The sequence below is a fragment of the Candidatus Nitrosomarinus catalina genome (genome assembly GCF_002156965.1).
In the GTDB taxonomy this organism is placed as follows: Archaea; Thermoproteota; Nitrososphaeria; order Nitrososphaerales; family Nitrosopumilaceae; genus Nitrosopumilus; species Nitrosopumilus catalinensis.
Genome location: NZ_CP021324.1, coordinates 50666 through 68208, shown reverse-complemented (window position 1 = coordinate 68208; position 17543 = coordinate 50666). Strand labels below are relative to the sequence as shown.

Genomic DNA, 17543 nt, shown 5'->3' with positions numbered 1-17543 from the left:
TGAAACAAGGGTAATAAGTTAAGAAATTTATTTAAAATTGATTCACTTTGATTCGTAATTTAATAGTAATATTAGGAGATCAATTATCTTTAGAGATTTCATCATTAGAAAAAATTAGAAAAAATGAAGATAAAATATTGATGATGGAAGTTTCAAATGAAATAGAATATGTAAATCATCATAGGAAAAAACTTGTTTTATTATTTAGTGCAATGCGTCATTTTGCAGATGAGCTTAAAAAAAATAAGTTTGATGTAACATATGTTGAATTTAATAAATCAGAGAAAAATTTTACAATGGAATTAAATCGCCAATGTAAGAAGTTTAATCCAAAATCTATCAAAATTACACATCCTAGCGAATATCGTGTCTTAAACGAGGTAAAAAAGTGGGAAAAATTACTGGGTATTCCAGTTACCATTATAGAAGATACAAGATTTTTTTGTAAAATAGATGAATTTTCAGATTGGGCAGAGTCTAGAAAAGAACTCAAAATGGAAAATTTTTATCAGCAAATGAGAAAAAAATACAAAATTCTAATTGATGATAAAGAAAAACCAATTGGTGGAAAATGGAATTATGATGTTAAAAATAGAAAAAGACTACCAAAAAATCATCCAGAAATTCCTTCTCCATTAATTTGTAAACCAGATAAAATTACAAAGCGTGTAATTACACAATTAAATAAAAAATATACAAAACATTTTGGAGATTTAGAACCATTTTGGTTTGCAACAACAAAACAAGATGCAGTAAAAAGTTTAGATGATTTTATTAAAAACAGGTTAGAATTTTTTGGTCCATATGAAGATGCAATGAAAGAAAAAGAAAAATTTCTTTATCATTCAGTTTTATCAATTTATCTTAACATAGGCTTACTAAATCCACATGAAGTAATTGAAAAAGTTTTACAAAAAAAGGATTTACCAATTGAATCAATAGAAGGATTTGTAAGACAAATTTTAGGATGGAGAGAATATGTAAGAGGAATTTACTGGCACTTTATGCCAAAATATAATCAAACAAATTTTTTTAATGCAAAAAATAAAATTCCAAATTTTTACTGGGATGGAAAAACAAAAATGAATTGTATGAAAAACTGTATTGAACAGACTAAACAAGAAGCATATGCACATCACATTCAAAGGTTAATGATTACTGGAAATTTTGCACTAATTGCAGGAATTGAGCCTAAACAAGTTTGTGATTGGTATCTATCGGTATATGCAGATGCTTTTGAATGGGTAGAATTGCCTAATACACATGGAATGATTCTTTATGCTGATGGAGGAATTCTGGGTTCTAAACCATATGCTGCAAGTGGAAATTACATCAATAAAATGTCAGACTATTGTAAGAATTGTGAATATGATGTTAAATTAAAAAATGGTAAAAATGCATGTCCATTTAATTATCTTTATTGGAACTTTTTTTTAAAAAATCAAAACAAATTAAAAAAGAATCCAAGACTTTGGACAGTCTTTTCAACTATTAAAAATATGTCAGAAGATAAGAAAAAACAAATCAAAGATGATTCAGAAAAATTTTTGAAAACAATATGAAATAATTATTTTTCTATAAGCTAAATTAAATTATCACTAGGATCAAATTTTGATGAAGTTTTAATAAAATGAATGATAAAAATTGTTATACTCAAACAAAAGGAATCATAGAGCCCTCCTTGCTTTTGCCGGAAAGGAGGTTCCTATTTTTATTCAAAATAATCTACTTTCGTGATTTATTTACACAATTATTGACAAAAATTTGGGCATAATTAGAACTATCAAAATAAAGATGGCCATATGAAGCGAGAGTATTATTTTGAATAATTCCATCTTTATGATTTTTAATTCCCTCGCCAATTTCTAAATCAAAAGCAAATTTTGAATCTGATGCAACTGATTTCAATTGAGAATAATGAAATTCATGACCTTGAAATCCATGTAAAGTATCAGATAGTATATTTTTACTAGATAATTTTCCTTTTGTATAATTTAGCCTCATTTTTTTTGTCATAATTGTTTCAGCATCTATCAAACCAACCATTTTGTATTTTTTTTTATTATTTGTAATGGATTTAGTTAGATACATCAATCCACCACATTCTGCATAAATTGGAAAATCATTATCAGATAATTTTTTGATTGATTTTTTCATGGATTGATTTTTTGATAAATCATTTCCCAATATTTCAGGAAATCCTCCACCTATGTACAATCCATCACATTTTGGGATTTTTTTATTTTTAATAGGGCTAAAGAAAGTTAATGATGCACCATTACGTCTTAATGCATTCAAATTATCATCATAATAGAAATTAAAAGAATTATCTAAAGCAATTGCAATTTTAACTTTAGATTTTTTATTAGTTTTTGTTTGATTTTTAGGAATAGATACAGGATTTTTAATAATTTTTAAAATTTTATCTACATCTAATGACTCTGAAATTATTTTTGAAACCTTTTCTAATTTATTTTTTAAAATCTTATTATCATATGTAGAAATTAATCCAAGATGTCTAGATTCTAAATTTAATATTGGATTTTTTGGAATTACTCCAATAATAGATAATTTTGTTTTTTCTAATGCATCTCGACATAGAATTTCATGTTTTTTACTTCCAATTTTATTTAAAATAACTCCAACAATTCTAGAATTTTTGTGAAATTTTTGAAATCCTAAAGCTGTAGCACCAATAGAACGAGCAGTTTTACTTGCGTCTAATACTAAAATTACAGGAGATTTAGTTATGGATGCTACATGATGAGTACTAGCATGATTAGAATTTCCCTCAAATCCATCATAATATCCCATTACACCCTCAATTATTGAGATATCTGAATTTGAATGAGATACAAAACTTTCTAAAACTTGTTTTTTACCCATTAACCATACATCAAGATTGTATGTTTCATTTTTTGAAATAGTTGACAAGTAACTAGGATCAATATAATCAGGACCTACTTTGAACGGTTGTACTGAAAAACCCCTTTTTTGTAAAGCATGAATAATTGAACATGTGATCGATGTTTTACCAACCCCGCTAGTTGCTCCTGCTAAAACAATTCTTGGTATTTTCAATGTATGTGTAGAATTTTTTTTTTATTTAAATTGATACCTTTCAAAAATTACGAATGTTTTTACTGATAAAAATTAACAAGCACTTATGAGCAAAAATGGATTAACAATTGTCTATACAGGAAAAGGTAAGGGCAAAACTACTGCAGCGTTAGGAATTGCATTAAGAGCTACTGGGTATAAAAAGAAAATATGCATGATTCAATTCATTAAAGGTTCCTGGCATTACGGTGAAATGGAATCATCCAAACGATTGGAACCAGAATTCGAAATGGTTGCTATAGGTAAAGGATTTGTTGGAATAATAGATGATAAAAGTCCAAAAGAAGATCATCAAAAGATTGCAAAAGAAGCAATTAGAATAAGTAATGAAAAAATACAATCAGGGAAATACGACATAGTAATTTTGGATGAAGTAAATTATGCAGTAAATCTTAATTTAATTTCTCTTGATGACGTTTTAAATTTAATAAAATCTAAACCGGAAAATGTGGATCTAGTGTTAACAGGTAATTATGCTAAAGAGGAAGTAATTGAGGTTGCAGATCTAGTAACGGAAATGAAAGAAATTAAGCATCCATTTCAAAAGGGCATAAAAGCAAAAGAAGGGATTGACTTCTAACGAGCAACATTAATTTACAGATTGGAAATTTGTAGAAGAATTGTCCACAGAAATTCAAGAAATGCCAGAACAAGGCGAAATCATTCTAGCCACAGTTACTAAAGTGATGGATCATGGAGCATATGTCACATTAGACGAATATGATGATATTCAAGGATTTTTACATATTTCTGAAATTGCACCAGGATGGATTAGATCAGTCAATCGATTTGTAAAAGATGGAGAAAAGAAAGTTTTACTTGTAAAAAAAGTAAAAGCAGGAGATATCGATTTATCATTAAAACAAGTTTCCAAAGATCAAAAAAAGCAGAAATTAAAAGAAGTTAAAAAATTTGAAAAAGGAAAAACACTGTTACAAAATGTACAAGACAAGGCAAAACTATCAGATGAAGAAATTGAAAAAATCGAAGATAAAATTTATACAAAATTTGATTCAGTTTATGATGCATTTATGGAAATTGCAAGAAATGGAATTATTACAATTAAAGAATTAAAATTAGCAAAAAAGACTACAACTGCAATTGAGGACATCTGTTCAAAAATAAAATTACCATCAGTAGAAATTAGAGGAATAATGGAGATTACAAATAATAAATCAGACGGAGTTGAAATAATTAAAAAAACATTGTTAGATGTAATAAAAAAAGATTCAACATTAGATATTACATATTTAGGTGCACCAAAATACAGAATATCAATTACATCTGAAGATTTTAAATCAGCTGAAAAAACATTAAAACCAATAATTCAAGAAATTCAAACCAACATAGAAAAGAAAAAAGGTGTTTTCAAATTTACAAGAGAAGATTCTAAGAAAACAAGAGAAAATTAAAATGAGATTTCAATTACGAAAGTGCTCAAAATGTAGTCACTACACATTAAAAAATAAATGTCCAAAATGTGGTGAAGATACAAAATCAGTACATCCAGCTAAATTTTCACCAGATGATAAATACATGAGATATAGATTAGCAGAAAGATATTCTTAAAAAATGACGTTATGGAGCAAAAGTTCCAGTTAATTTTGCTTCTTCAATAATATGACCTTGCATCAAACTTTCTAATTCTTGTTTAGAATAACCTTTTTTCAAATCTAATATTGTATCAAGAGCATATCCTTTGAAAATGTAAGTATGTCTTCCATTAGGTGGTGCTGGTCCACCATATCCAATTTCATCAAAATCAGTTTTTCCTTCTACAATTAGATTTTTTGAAGGATATTCAAAATAACGTAACCAATGGACCCAGACTTTTCCAACTGCAGCCACTGCATCAGGATCATCCATGATTAATCCAATACTTTTCGTACCATCTGGTATATTTTTAAAATCTAATTTTGGCTCTTTATTTTCAAATTTGTACCCAAATTTATTCGGAATTTCATCTCCATCATTAAAATCAGAACTAGTAATAGTGAATTCAGACATAGAATTCAATTAATTAATTTAAAAATAAAGTTTTCTAACTTTCAAGAATTATTTTATCATTATGAATTGATAAAATAGAACTATCAAATTTTTTGATTTTATTCTTAAGTGCTTTATCCATTGTACCAATTATACTTCGATTATTTTTTACATACTTGATTAGCTCTTCATCTGCATAATTTCCATTTATTTGAATAATTTTTAATTTTTTAATAAAATTTAATGTTTGAGTAATTTCTTGACTTTTTTCTGGAATTTGTTGTAATTTTATTAATTCATTTTTAACAACTTCGGGAACAATAAAAGAAATTGAGCCTATTTCCATATCTAAATTATCAATATTTTTGATTCGTCTAGTGGCTAAATGAATTAAAAAATTGGTATCACAGATTACTTCAACCAACTATACCTGCACCAATCAATCTCCATCTTTCAGCAATTCTTCTACTAATTGCAACATGTCCATCTTTAAAGATGCAAGCAGGGCGTCTAAGTTCAATTTCGACATTAGATGATTTGACTTTTGTGACTTTGCCTAAAACTGGAGCAGTTCCAATGTTTAATCGAAGTAATTCACCATTTTGGATAGGATTAACTTTGATATCTTCAGTAGTTCCAACAGCTGAGTCAAATAAATTTACACTTAGTTTTAGTTTTGTAGAATTTTCAGGAAGTGTCCCAGGCTTTCCAATTACTGAACCAATAAATGAATCACTTCTAGTCATAGATGGATCTAATGTTGTACCAATTGCAACTAAACCTCCAGGTTTTACTGATTCAACAATTCCTGCCGCAGTTCCTAATGAGGTAATTTTGGTAAGAATTGGTTCATATGATTTCTTTTTTTCATTCATTAAACCGGGTTTAATTTCAATTTCATCACCAACATTAAAAATTCCTTGGGTTAAACTTCCACCAATTACACCTCCTTTGATATCTTTCAATTTGATACCAGGTTTGTTGACATCAAAAGAACGTAAAACATGCATTACTGGATCAGCTTTTTCATCTCGTTCAGGTGTTTTAATGGTTGATTCAATTAAACCGATTAACGCATCAAGGTTTAAACCAGATTGAGCAGAAATTGGAATGATTGGGGATTTTGCAGCATTAGTGTCCTTGACAAATTTTGTAATGTCTTTATAATTTGCTAACACTTCATCATGAGAAAGTAAATCTACTTTATTTTGAAGTACAACTATTTGTTTAATTCCAAGAGTTTGAAGAGCTAAAAGATGTTCTTTTGTTTGTGGTTTTGGAACTTGCTCATTTGCTGCAACTAACAATAATGCTCCATCCATTAATGCAGAACCTGAAAGCATATTTGCCATCAAACTTTCGTGTCCAGGACTATCTACAAAACTTACAACTCGAGATAATTCACTTTCATCTCCACAATTATTACATTTTGGAGTTGTGGAATATCCTAAGGGTTCTTCACATTTTTTACATTTGTAAAAAGCAGCATCAGAATAACCAACACGTATTGTAATTCCACGTTTTAATTCTTGACTATGTACACTTGTCCATGAGCCTGTTAATGCTTGAATTAGACTAGTTTTTCCATGATCTACATGTCCAGAAGTTCCTATATTCACACATGGTTGATAACCATATTTTTTGATGTACCAATCAGGAAGCGTTTCTCGCCAATGCATGAGTCAAAATATAGAATCGGTATATGTTAAGTTATTCTTTCTTATCTTCAGTTTCTGCAGCTGGTTCTTCTGCAGGTGTCTCAACTGGTAATTCACCATCAAATTTACAATTTATTTGATAAATTTCTTCAGATATTATATTTCCACGAATTAATTTTCTTACTCGATCACCATGTTCTGCATCTTGTAATCCAACACCTTTTGAAAGTAAAACACGTTTTCTTGCAGAACCATGAACATCATCTCTCATAGGAACACCAGATTTATCGCTACCACCAGTTAGTTTTAATTTTCCACTAAGACCAACAACTGCTGCATCTGTTTCATTTCCTAATTCTAATCCCAATAATGGATTTGCATCACTATCTTTTAGTTCCTTAGATAGAGACTTTCCTTTGATATCTGATATTGTAAGCTTGAAGTTTGCCAAGTATTCGAAAAAAAAGTTGAAGTACTAATTAACCTTTGGACATAATTTTTAAATCAACAATTCCATAGATAGTCATGGGAGAGGAAATCACATGTCCAAGATGTGAAAATAAAATGGTTGACATGCAAGCATGTCATATGTTTTGTCCAAATTGTGGAGCCCATTTAGATTGTTCAGATAAAGGTAATTTTTGGTAATCACATACCAGGTCGATCTGGAATATAATCTGATGCCATGTTCATAGCGTGATCTTTCATTATCTCAAGATACGTATCATAATCTGCTTCAAAATTACAATGAGGACACTTTACGCTAGTAACATCGTCATCCAAAATCGCAACTCGTTCACATTCAGGACATTTTGCATCCATGAAGTATAATCGTAATTAAGATATTTAATCATATTTAAAAAAATAGTAAGCGGAATTAGTTTAGTCTGGTATGACGTCAGCTTCCCAAGCTGAAGGTCACGGGTTCAAATCCCGTATTCCGCATTAAATTTCTCTAATTGCCTGCTCTATTATTCCTCTGTCATGTGCTTTTGGAAAATATTTCAAATATGACTTTAGATCTTCCTTAGCATCAGAATTTTTATTTAATTTTTCACGTAGATAAGCGCGATTTTTGTAAATTTTTGCAGATCTTTTTGGATTAATTTCAATTGCTTTACTGTAAAAATTTTCTGCTTTTTCAAATTCATTTGTTTTTAAGTAAAAATTTCCTAATCCGTTAAATGATAAATATGATCTGGAATTAATTTTGAAGCTTTGCTCATAAAATGAAACACATTCAGGTGATTTTTGTTGATTTAACATTGCTGCATACATATGTAGTGCAGTTGAATTATTTGGATCAAGTTCCATAGATTGTTTTAAAGACGAAAGTGCTTCAGAATAATTTTGTAAAATATTTTGTTTTTCAGAATCAAAACATAAACGATTAGATTTATTCTTAGAATCATTTTCTAATGTAATTTTTGATAAAATATCGGGAGGTGAAATAATTATCATTAGTTTTCCTTCTTCTGACCATTCTCTATCAAAAATTTCTTGAGGTATTGCACCTTCTTGTTGTTCTCCTTCTTGGTTACCTTTTTGAATATAATGTAAAATTGTTTTTTCATCTTCATTATAACCAGTAATTACTGAAGCGTGTTGTGTAATTTCAGGAATTCCAGGAAGAATTACAATTGGCGGGATTCCTGAATCAATAATTTTTTTTAATTCATTTAAGGATGAATGAACAATTTTGCAAGATAGCCCATGTCTTTCTGCAAGTTCGATCCCTTCAATAATTATACTTCCATTAAAATCAGAATATTTCTTTGCAGAATCGATAGCCTCAGCCATAGGTAATTCAACATTCCAATATCTAGATACAACATTAATCGGTAAAGGAAGACAAATGTTTTCATCTTCAACTAAAGGTAAGAGTAATTGGTGATCCTCTTCTTCCATAAAAACAAGAATTTTTGAGAGTTATTAAATCAATCAAAGTGAGCAAAAATTTTCAATTAAATTATTGCCATCAACACTCATTTCAGGGTGGAATTGAGTTCCAAAAATTGATTTTTCCTTATGTTTAATAATTTCATATTTACAATTTCTTGATTTTCCAGTTGCAATTAACATTGAGGGTAATTTAGAAATTTCAAAAGAATGACTTTCAAAAACTGTGATTGATTTTTTTGAAGTTAAATTATTTTCTAAAATTTCAATAATTTCATCACCTTTTTGAATAGAAGTTGTTTTTCTAATAGTACCACCTAAAGTAAGAGCTAGTATTTCAGCTCCATAACAAATACCAAGTAATTTTTTATTATTATCAATTGAATATTTTATAACTTTTGAATTTATTTCATTAATTTTTTTGTCATTTTTTCTTCTTCCAGATAAAATTATTGATTCATATTTTTTTAATGAATTTAATTCTAAAGTGTCGGGAGTATGTTTTTCAAAGGAAAAATTTTTTTGGGTTAAGAAATCTGTTAGTTGTTTTGTATAGATGGAACCATTATCAACAACTAGAAGCAATTAGTTGCCAACCTCAATTGATACATAATGTATCTCAGGTAATCCATCTTTCACATACACAGTTCCAATGTTCAAAATTGTATCTTCTTCCCACATGAATACTCTATCACTTCGTGGTTTTACAAAGTCATCTATGAATTTGGATAAGAATTCCTCTGTATCAGCACGATCATCTTCAGTAAAGAAGAACAATTCACCTTCATTAAATGATAATGGAATTTGAATTGATGTTGGTTCAGCAATAACAATTTCATTGTTTTCAAATATAGATTTTATAATATCAATTCTGTCTGATTTTAGTAATTCAACATAATCATCATCTGCAGTCGTTGTAGTTGATGCTACACCTGATACCTTTTTCAAATATTGTTCAAATGCTTCTTCTTGAGTATCACCCAGTCCTACAAAGTATTCTCCATTGAATGCTGCACCAACAGCTGCAATTGTACCTAATTGTGCAACTACACCACCAGCACCAGCTGTGTAAACAGGAATAAAGTACACATCATGATCACCTACACGATACAAAATGTTATCACCAATTCTTGGATTCCTCAATAATGTCTTTAATTGAGCAAATTCAGGATCTCTGTCAAGAGCTTCTCTTACTGCAGTAGGTCCAATTAATTTAGTTTCAGAATCCAATGGTATTTCATAAAATTGTAAATTACCTAAATTAGCAAGATCATTTTCAACTACCATATATCCTGCAAGATTTCTTCCTTGTGAGCCTTTCAATTCCAATGAAAGTAATCCCAAAAATGATGTTTGTTCAAATCCAGGTGGTTTTGCTTCAACATAATATGTGTCAAGTCCTCGTGGAATTTCATAAAATTCATTTGCTTGGATGAATGTTTCAACATTAGTTACGTGGTAAATATTGTACATCTCTGTTTTCCAATTAAACAATTCAACTGGATATCTGATTTGTTCCTCTAACCAAGCTGGCATTGGTTGGAATTGTTCAGAGTATTGATTAGCAAACATATCTGAAAAGAAATCATCTCCGGTTTTCAATAATTGAATATCTCCGTTATACGAATCAACTAGTGCATAACCTACTAAACGTAAATACGGATTACCAACAGACCAAGGAACATCACGTGTATCAAATCCAATAATTAATGGAATTAGCCAATAGGAATTTTCACCATCAGTTACAGGTAATGAATCCAATTCTTTTCCAAACAAATCATATAAGAAATATGGATACAATGTTTCCATTCTATCATGTACATCTTTGTATCTCATAATGTGAACAGATTCACCTGGGAATGAAAGCAAAAAGTTTGGTTCGAATATCCAACTTAGTGGTGGTGGAACATCTAGACCTCCGATTCCAGAATAAGATACGCCACCTAATTCTGCACTTGTATCTCCTCTTCCAGTTGGATAACCAGACCAGGTTTGTTCAAACAAACCACCTTCACCATAGTAAATTTCTCTTTGTTTGAAAAACTCACCACTATCAACAATCTGACCATCAGTTGCTTCTAGAGTCAAAAATCCTTCTGGAACGTGAGTATAAACAAGATGTTCATTGTACCATCTATTATCAAGACTAACTGAAGTTGGCAAAATTGGTTTCATTGAAGCAGTCCAATACAAAGTATTGTTAAATCTAAGAATATCATTATCTTCAAAATCTACATATGGAATTAATCCTATCTCAGGCTTTAATTTGGCAAATGCAGCTTCCCAATCCCAAACTCGAATGACATCTAATACATCACTATTTTGTGTAACATAATTTTTAATATTATTTGCAGAAACTGATGTTAGTTGAACATCATGAATATTTTCTTGTACTTCATTTAGTTCTCCTAGATATCTATTAACACCAATTTGTTGAGCAGTGTACGGTCCTAAAAATTCAATTTTTTTAGCATCGGCAATACTATTGTTAACTGCAACAGTACCACCAACTATCAATCCAATTAGAAGAATTGTTGCAAATCTAATAATTACATCACGCTTAAACATATGAGTTAATACTCGTGCTCTTATTCTATCAATAATTGAAAATGCAATTAAAGCTGCACCAATAGCAAGTGTTCCACCAATGACATATCTTGTATTATAGTCAATTTGATCAGTAAAGAAAAGATTAACTCCTACCCATAAAACTGCAATTCCAAAAATTCCTTCTATTGTAGAAACATAATTCAGATAACGTGGTTTTCCTTCTTTAGAGTCTTTCAAATAAGTTGTAACTACATCAATAATTCTATGAATACCAACATACAAAACTAAACGTAAACCAATTGCTGCAAGAATAGGTGGAATTAAGATAACTAATGCAGGAATCATTGGAACTACTTCTTCAGATGCATAGTTTGGATTTGTTTCAGGAGTTACAAATGGTAAGGAGAATAAATTTGGCAAATTTTCGACACCCAAAGTATTTCCATCGATAAATGACATTGCTGCAAATCCAAACATGATATTTGCAAAGAATGCACCAAATAGGAGAATCTTAGTAATTTGCCAAAGAATGAATTGTGGAGATGTTAATTTGTAATCTCTAAAACTTTCAATATCTGCTGAAACAGATTGTTGAGGGCCTCTAGCAATAAATCCAATTGCAGTATTGATACCATACCAGAAAATTGAGGATCTGCCAGAAATATTTACACGAATAAGGGCAATTGCTGATAAAATTAAAGTTGAAAGAATAGTATAGTATAGCGGTTTTGTGAATTGTTCACCAAATTCAGTGAAATTCATTGATAAAACTACTGCTTGATTTCCAACCATCGCAAAAATTACAATTCCTATAATAGCAATTATGACTAATCTGATGAATTTTCCAGTATCAGGTGGTGGAGTCTGCTTATCAGTAGAGGCGCTATACAAAATCACATTGAGTCGTGATTCACTAAATTAAAGCCTTACCAGCAAAATTAAGCAATTGTTGCTAATTTTTTACAAATTAAATAAGCTGCAGCATAAGTTGGGATTGTAATTTTTTCATTCAAAAATGGACCAAATTTTTTATTTTTTAACTTAAATTCTATTGGGCACGTTACAACGACTTCAACGGATTCATCATTAAGAAAGCATGCATCACTGTATGGATCAAATTTTGTCATATCGGTACAGAGAAGTTTAGTTAAACCACTTTTACTATTAATGGAACCAGGCAATCTAAAAATTCTATGAATATCCATTGTGACATTAGGATCAATTTTTACACCAATTTGTTCAGAAACACCATCAAGTGTTTTTTGGAATGAGGAGTAACCATTATCAAGTAATTCTGAAATAATTTTTGAACGTTTTGATTTAGAACCAAAAACTTGTTTTGAAAATCTTCCACTCCATCCTTTTTGATTAAAATCAGGAAATAATGATCGATTTGGTTTAAATTTTTTCATTCCAAATGTTTCAGGAATTGCTCCACGGAACATAATGTAATCAACAAGTTCAGATCTTTCTTTTGAACCTAGTTTTTGAAATTGTGAATTAAAAACATAAACATGAAATCCTTCATTGCCTGAAAAATAAATTTGAATATTTTCTTTTTCAATTCCTAAATCATTATTTAAAACTTCTATTAATTTTTGAACTTCAACTTTTGATGCATCCATACAGATTTTACATGGTAAGGATTTTTTTTCTAATTTAGTTGAATTACATTTTAAACATTGATTACTATTTTTCTCAACTTCATTACACTCATTACAAATAGATACAGTATGGTTTGGTCTACAGGGTAAATTAAGATCTTTTGCATCAATATCAAAAATCAAATCAGCTTCTTTCCAATCTTTTTCATTCATAGGAGAATTTGGAAATGCATAGTATGCATTTGAGCAATAAACATCAGATGGAGTATTTTGCATAAATAGTAAATGTAATTCTTTTTCATCTTTTAATGAAATGTGTCTATTAAAGAAATTAGAATCAAATTTTTGGTATCCGAATTCTCTTTCAGATGTACGTTCTGGAACAGGTATTAGTTCTAAATGATTAAAATAATATTTTTTAAATGAATCTTCTAAAAATTTAATATCAATTTCATTCATTATTTTCTCTTTTTTCCAAATTGTGAAGGATTAATGATATTGTCACATTCTTTTGTGATAAAGCATAGATCCTGTGTTTTTAATTTCTCACATGAAGGGCAGGCATATGTTGTTGCACTTCCAGAAGTTCCAGCAAGATGATTAAGTTGGTAAAGTGTAACTCTAGGATTGTAATCAGGTGCATTTTTGAATAGCGGTGCAATTTGTTGAACTGTTTGTCCTCTTGACAAAAGAAAAGTTGCAAGCATAAATCTACCAGAATGTGGAAGATTTTCACCTTTTTCAAGAACGTCAATTGCATGTTTGATGCATGGGGGATATTCTCCGGTAGTAATTGTATAAGTTGGTGTGAGTTTTTTAGAAATTGAAATTAATTCGTCAACAATTTTTTCTAGTCCAGGAATCATAGATGGTTTAGGTGCATTAGTAATTTTAGAACTAATATAATTTCCCAATTCCTTTCGAATTAATCTAACAGTTTTATCAGGAGTAAGGAATACTTTTCCATTTTCAACATGTCTGTTAATTAATTTCCATTCACGCTCATGAAAAGTAACTGAATGCTTCAAGTAATCAGATACAGGTATTACAAAAAAATCATTTTCTTTTACAATTTCAATATTAAATAAATCATAAATAATTCTAGTTGCTAAATCAATTTTAGATTTATTAGATGCATTTCCTAAATCTTTTTCTAAATAATTTTCTGCTCTTCTAGCTTCAGCCAAAGCAAATCTTTTGACAAGGGTAGACATTCCAGTTAATTTGATTAAAACTATTGCTAAAAGAAAAGAAAAGACTTCTCTTTCAAGAACATAGTCTTTTGATGCCTGACCATCAATTAAATCGGATTTATACACTTCACCTGCTGCTGCAACCTTAATTCTATGAAGTGCTTTTTCAACGGATAATTTTAAAACTGGATCACTACCAAATTGAGTTAAAGAAAAACCCTTATCTTTCAAATATTCACCCGCATCTGCTAGAAATGGATATTTTGCTTTTTCATCTTGTCCAAGAACTAGCATAATAGTTAACTGAATAATTTACATAAAAATCTGATTCTTAAGATTTGAACGGTGGTTTAAATTATGTTTTAAGAAATTAACTAAGTATGCAAGTGGGTTGTCATGTCTCAATATCTGGTTCGATTGATAAATCAGTGGATAATGCTGTTGAAAGAGAATGTTCTGCATTTCAGATTTTTACAAGAAATCCAAGGGGATGGCATGCAAAAGAACTCACAAAAGAGGATATCAACTTATTCAAATCAAAATTAAAAGCAAGTAAAATTGACAGATTTGCCACATGTGCACATATGCCATATTTACCAAATTTAGCTACACCAAAAAGTGACGGGTTTGAAAAATCGGTTAAGACATTAATTAATGAAGTTGAAAGATGTGCACAATTAGGAATACCATATTTAGTTACACATCTTGGAAGTCATTTAGGTACTGGAGAAGAAGCTGGAATTAAAAAATTAGTTGAAGGTTTAACGAGAGCTGGTGAAACAAAAAATGATGTAATGATTTTACTGGAGAATACTGCCGGACAAAAAAATTCTGTTGGCTCCGACTTCCAACAACTTGGGGAAATTTTTAAACAATTAAAGCCAAAGAAAAAATTTGGTGTTTGTCTTGACACATGTCATGCATTTGTCGCTGGATATGATTTACGAACAGAGACAAAAGTAAAAGAAACTTTTAAAGAATTTGACAAACATGTTGGAATAGAAAATTTGAAGATTCTTCATTTAAATGATGCAAGAGGTGAGATCGGATGCAATCTTGATAGACATTATCATTTAGGATTAGGTGGAATAGGAAAAGAAGGCATAACATCAGTTGTAAAATTTGCAAATAAGAAAAAAATCCCAATAATTTTAGAAACTCCAATTGATGATGACAGAAATGATTTTGAAAATGTGAAAATTGCAAAAGGATGTGCATAGAAATGTATACGATTATCGAGGTAAATGAATAATGAATTATGAAGAAGTCATGAAATTAGCACTCGAGAGAGGATTTTATTTTCCAAGTTGTGAAGTTTATTCAGATGCAAATGCTGGGTTTTGGGAATATGGACCTTCAGGTGTTAGTCTAAAAAATAAATTTCTAGAATTATGGAGAAGAGAATTAATCAGAAGAGATGGAATGATGGAGATTGATGGTTCTCAAATTATGTCTAAATCAGTTTTTGAAGCATCTGGTCATCTAGGTAATTTTGCAGATCCAATAATAAAATGTACAAAATGTAATTCAACATTTAGAGCAGACAGAACAATTGCGGAAATAGCAAATATCGAGATTCCTGAAAGTGCAGATTTAATTGAATTTGATAATGCAATTAAAGAAAATAAAATTCAATGTCCAAAATGTAAAGGTGATTTTAGTTCAACAAAAAAATTCAATATGATGTTTAAAGTTGGAATTGGACCACAAGAAGAAGAAGCATATCTGAGACCTGAAACATGTCAATCAATATTTGTTGATTTTCCTAGACTTTTTAAAACTATGAGAGGAAAACTCCCATTAGGAATTGCTCAAGTAGGGAAAAGTTTTAGAAATGAAATCGCACCTAGACAAAGTTTACTTCGTCTAAGAGAGTTTTATCAAGCAGAAATTGAAGTATTTTGTAATCCAGGAAGGTTAGATGATGTTGAAAAATTTGCTGAAATAGAAAAGACTGTGATTAGAGTTCAAACGGATGGTGACCCAATTTCTATGACTTGTAAAGAGGCGTTAGAATCAGGTACGGTTCCAAATAAGTTTGTGGCATATTATTTAGGAATTTTAACAGAATTCTATGAAAAAACAGGAATCGATGTTTCAAAAAGTCGATTTAGAAAATTAGGTGATAAGGAAAAAGCTTTCTATGCAGAAGTTGCATTTGATTTTGAGGTTGAAACAACAATAGGTTGGCTTGAACTTGTGGCATGTAATTATAGATCAGATTATGATTTGTCTAGTCACGCAAAAATGAGTAAAGAAAAATTTGAAGTTATGGATAATGATGAAAAAGTTTTACCACATGTTTTTGAAATTTCTATGGGAATAGACAGAAGTCTATATACAATCTTAGAACATTCTTTAAAAAATGATGAAGAACATGAAAGAATGGTTCTATCATTAAAACCATATTTATCTCCAGTTCATGTTGGAATTTTATCATTAGTAAAAAAGGATGGATTAAAAGAAAAAACTGATGAGATTTTTCTCAATATTAAAAGAAAATATGACGCATTTTTAGATCATTCTGGGGCAATTGGTAGAAGATATAGAAGACTGGATGAGATTGGTGCTCCATTTGCAATTACAGTTGATCATCAAACATTAGAAGATAATACAGTGACAATTAGAAAAAGAGACTCGATGGAACAAAGTAGAGTAGAAATTTCTAAAATTGATTCTATTTTATTTGACTCTGTAGGATTTCCTTAACTTAGTAAAATTATTTAGTAAAAAATTTTTTAAATTATAAATAAAAATAGTAACAATCGTCTAACACAACTGTCTACTCAAAGGAAGAAGTAGAAGAGGTTTGTGACGAAAGTCCTGTTGAAGATGGTACAGATGGGAATTTATCTCCTATCTGTTGCTCAGCTACTGCGGATGCTTCTTGAAGAATCTTATCAGTCTCTTCGTTTGAAACATCGGACTCCATATTGAATGAGTCTCCTGCAAGTGAATCCATCATAAGTCCATTAAGTGTCTGGGTCATACTATTCAATTCTGAATCAGCTTCTGGCATGAATCTTCCGAGCGATGACTTCAATCCCTTCATTGTAGACATAGCTGGTCCAATTGCTACCATAGCATCACCAAGATCATGAATAGTTGTCAGTCTTAGTTGAACTTGTTCTAAAGACATTCTTGCGTTGCCGAGCATCTTTGTAACTTTACGAATTTCTGCTAATTCGTTAGACAAAACTCTACTTGTGCTAGTATCATGTTGCTGCATTGCAGTCACGACTCGTTGAAAGAGTTGCGCATCTCTTTCTTGCAATTTACCTAACATTGAGTCCATTTTCGAAATTTGGACTTGTAGTTTGTTAACTGCTGTTTGAATACGTGGTTTTAATGCACCTTGAGGCTTTACTGCATCGCGTAGTTTGCCAGTTACACTTTGGGTCTCTTGTCGAGCCCATGTACTGTCGAAGTTTGGCATGATAATGGATTTAGAAATTTAGTCTTAATCAACGGTGTAAATTTAGATCAGCTTTTGAGTAAAATTAGCTAACAAACTATAATGGTTGATTAATCAA

Annotated in this window: 19 protein-coding genes and 1 tRNA gene; 8 read left to right on the top strand and 12 right to left on the bottom strand. The window is 30.1% G+C overall.

The window, feature by feature from the left end:
• Positions 1–47 precede the first annotated feature (47 nt).
• Entirely contained in the window at positions 48–1562 is a 1515-nt protein-coding gene (locus NMSP_RS00405) for a cryptochrome/photolyase family protein (protein ID WP_225971289.1), read from the top strand.
• A gap of 163 nt (positions 1563–1725) precedes the next feature.
• Here NMSP_RS00405 and NMSP_RS00400 read toward each other — a convergent pair whose 3' ends face one another.
• On the bottom strand, positions 1726–3081 hold the full coding sequence (locus NMSP_RS00400) for a cobyrinic acid a,c-diamide synthase CobB (RefSeq protein WP_086906955.1): 1356 nt from the start codon (positions 3079–3081) through the stop codon (positions 1726–1728).
• Positions 3082–3166: 85 nt separating this feature from the next.
• Here NMSP_RS00400 and cobO point away from each other — a divergent pair, with 85 nt between their 5' ends.
• From cobO to NMSP_RS00385, 3 genes are read left to right on the top strand one after another with little or no spacing between them, the layout of a single operon-like run.
• The gene (gene cobO / locus NMSP_RS00395; RefSeq protein ID WP_086906954.1) at positions 3167–3700 is read left to right on the top strand and encodes a cob(I)yrinic acid a,c-diamide adenosyltransferase; all 534 of its coding nucleotides are present in this window, start codon (positions 3167–3169) and stop codon (positions 3698–3700) included.
• 40 nt (positions 3701–3740) lie between these two features.
• Positions 3741–4532, top strand: coding sequence for a translation initiation factor IF-2 subunit alpha (locus tag NMSP_RS00390; RefSeq protein ID WP_086906953.1), 792 nt, complete (start codon positions 3741–3743; stop codon positions 4530–4532).
• A gap of 1 nt (position 4533) precedes the next feature.
• Positions 4534–4689, top strand: a complete 156-nt coding sequence (locus NMSP_RS00385) for an RNA-protein complex protein Nop10 (RefSeq protein ID WP_086906952.1) — start codon at positions 4534–4536, stop codon at positions 4687–4689.
• A 9-nt stretch (positions 4690–4698) separates the two neighbouring features.
• Here NMSP_RS00385 and NMSP_RS00380 read toward each other — a convergent pair whose 3' ends face one another.
• From NMSP_RS00380 to NMSP_RS00365, 4 genes are read right to left on the bottom strand one after another with little or no spacing between them, the layout of a single operon-like run.
• Complete coding sequence (locus NMSP_RS00380; RefSeq protein ID WP_086906951.1) at positions 4699–5127, bottom strand: YbhB/YbcL family Raf kinase inhibitor-like protein; 429 nt, start codon at positions 5125–5127, stop codon at positions 4699–4701.
• 34 nt (positions 5128–5161) lie between these two features.
• Positions 5162–5530 (bottom strand): PIN domain-containing protein, encoded by a 369-nt coding sequence (locus tag NMSP_RS00375; RefSeq protein WP_086906950.1) that lies wholly within the window; start codon positions 5528–5530, stop codon positions 5162–5164.
• Positions 5523–6785: a translation initiation factor IF-2 subunit gamma gene (locus NMSP_RS00370; protein ID WP_086906949.1), complete on the bottom strand. Its 1263-nt coding sequence runs from the start codon at positions 6783–6785 to the stop codon at positions 5523–5525. The genes NMSP_RS00375 and NMSP_RS00370 overlap by 8 nt, the downstream gene beginning before the upstream one ends.
• A 31-nt stretch (positions 6786–6816) precedes the next feature.
• Positions 6817–7215, bottom strand: a complete 399-nt coding sequence (locus NMSP_RS00365; protein ID WP_086906948.1) for a S6e family ribosomal protein — start codon at positions 7213–7215, stop codon at positions 6817–6819.
• A 74-nt stretch (positions 7216–7289) separates the two neighbouring features.
• Between NMSP_RS00365 and NMSP_RS08645 the strand changes: the two genes are divergently transcribed.
• Positions 7290–7412 (top strand): hypothetical protein, encoded by a 123-nt coding sequence (locus NMSP_RS08645; RefSeq protein ID WP_264080395.1) that lies wholly within the window; start codon positions 7290–7292, stop codon positions 7410–7412.
• On the opposite strand, the gene NMSP_RS00360 is transcribed toward NMSP_RS08645, so the two are convergent.
• A complete protein-coding gene (locus NMSP_RS00360) occupies positions 7413–7586 on the bottom strand; it encodes a zinc-domain-containing protein (RefSeq protein ID WP_067957386.1) in 174 nt (57 codons plus the stop codon).
• Positions 7587–7635: 49 nt separating this feature from the next.
• Here NMSP_RS00360 and NMSP_RS00355 point away from each other — a divergent pair.
• Positions 7636–7709 (top strand) — tRNA-Gly (locus NMSP_RS00355).
• On the opposite strand, the gene NMSP_RS00350 is transcribed toward NMSP_RS00355, so the two are convergent.
• The 5 genes from NMSP_RS00350 to NMSP_RS00330 are packed head-to-tail and all read right to left on the bottom strand — an operon-like array spanning position 7710 to position 14304.
• Positions 7710–8672: a tetratricopeptide repeat protein gene (locus NMSP_RS00350; RefSeq protein WP_086906947.1), complete on the bottom strand. Its 963-nt coding sequence runs from the start codon at positions 8670–8672 to the stop codon at positions 7710–7712.
• Positions 8673–8705: 33 nt separating this feature from the next.
• Positions 8706–9248, bottom strand: a complete 543-nt coding sequence (locus NMSP_RS00345; RefSeq protein ID WP_086906946.1) for a glutamine amidotransferase-related protein — start codon at positions 9246–9248, stop codon at positions 8706–8708.
• Positions 9249–12104, bottom strand: coding sequence for a UPF0182 family protein (locus tag NMSP_RS00340; protein WP_086906945.1), 2856 nt, complete (start codon positions 12102–12104; stop codon positions 9249–9251). It lies immediately after the preceding gene.
• 47 nt (positions 12105–12151) lie between these two features.
• Complete coding sequence (locus tag NMSP_RS00335) at positions 12152–13276, bottom strand: DNA primase small subunit domain-containing protein (protein WP_086906944.1); 1125 nt, start codon at positions 13274–13276, stop codon at positions 12152–12154.
• Positions 13276–14304 carry a DNA primase gene (locus tag NMSP_RS00330; RefSeq protein WP_086906943.1) on the bottom strand — a complete coding sequence of 343 codons (1029 nt, stop codon included), beginning with the start codon at positions 14302–14304 and terminating at the stop codon, positions 13276–13278. The genes NMSP_RS00335 and NMSP_RS00330 overlap by 1 nt, the downstream gene beginning before the upstream one ends.
• An 86-nt stretch (positions 14305–14390) precedes the next feature.
• On the opposite strand from NMSP_RS00330, the gene NMSP_RS00325 reads away from it, so the two are divergent.
• Both NMSP_RS00325 and glyS read left to right on the top strand, forming a co-directional pair.
• Positions 14391–15230, top strand: coding sequence for a deoxyribonuclease IV (locus NMSP_RS00325; protein ID WP_086906942.1), 840 nt, complete (start codon positions 14391–14393; stop codon positions 15228–15230).
• 31 nt (positions 15231–15261) lie between these two features.
• Positions 15262–16719: a glycine--tRNA ligase gene (glyS, locus tag NMSP_RS00320; protein WP_086906941.1), complete on the top strand. Its 1458-nt coding sequence runs from the start codon at positions 15262–15264 to the stop codon at positions 16717–16719.
• Positions 16720–16792: 73 nt separating this feature from the next.
• Here glyS and NMSP_RS00315 read toward each other — a convergent pair whose 3' ends face one another.
• Positions 16793–17446 (bottom strand): Snf7 family protein, encoded by a 654-nt coding sequence (locus NMSP_RS00315; RefSeq protein ID WP_067957342.1) that lies wholly within the window; start codon positions 17444–17446, stop codon positions 16793–16795.
• Positions 17447–17543 lie beyond the last annotated feature (97 nt).

What these genes read in the sequence shown, in the direction of transcription:
- NMSP_RS00370 (WP_086906949.1), bottom strand. Translation starts at nt 6,785, where the DNA reads ATGCATTGGCGAGAAACGCTTCCTGATTGGTACATCAAAAAATATGGT.
- NMSP_RS00315 (WP_067957342.1), bottom strand. Translation starts at nt 17,446, where the DNA reads ATGCCAAACTTCGACAGTACATGGGCTCGACAAGAGACCCAAAGTGTA.
- NMSP_RS00385 (WP_086906952.1), top strand. Translation starts at nt 4,534, where the DNA reads ATGAGATTTCAATTACGAAAGTGCTCAAAATGTAGTCACTACACATTA.
- NMSP_RS00350 (WP_086906947.1), bottom strand. Translation starts at nt 8,672, where the DNA reads ATGGAAGAAGAGGATCACCAATTACTCTTACCTTTAGTTGAAGATGAA.
- NMSP_RS00380 (WP_086906951.1), bottom strand. Translation starts at nt 5,127, where the DNA reads ATGTCTGAATTCACTATTACTAGTTCTGATTTTAATGATGGAGATGAA.
- cobO (WP_086906954.1), top strand. Translation starts at nt 3,167, where the DNA reads ATGAGCAAAAATGGATTAACAATTGTCTATACAGGAAAAGGTAAGGGC.
- glyS (WP_086906941.1), top strand. Translation starts at nt 15,262, where the DNA reads ATGAATTATGAAGAAGTCATGAAATTAGCACTCGAGAGAGGATTTTAT.
- NMSP_RS00360 (WP_067957386.1), bottom strand. Translation starts at nt 7,586, where the DNA reads ATGGATGCAAAATGTCCTGAATGTGAACGAGTTGCGATTTTGGATGAC.
- NMSP_RS08645 (WP_264080395.1), top strand. Translation starts at nt 7,290, where the DNA reads ATGGGAGAGGAAATCACATGTCCAAGATGTGAAAATAAAATGGTTGAC.
- NMSP_RS00335 (WP_086906944.1), bottom strand. Translation starts at nt 13,276, where the DNA reads ATGAATGAAATTGATATTAAATTTTTAGAAGATTCATTTAAAAAATAT.
- NMSP_RS00330 (WP_086906943.1), bottom strand. Translation starts at nt 14,304, where the DNA reads ATGCTAGTTCTTGGACAAGATGAAAAAGCAAAATATCCATTTCTAGCA.
- NMSP_RS00325 (WP_086906942.1), top strand. Translation starts at nt 14,391, where the DNA reads ATGCAAGTGGGTTGTCATGTCTCAATATCTGGTTCGATTGATAAATCA.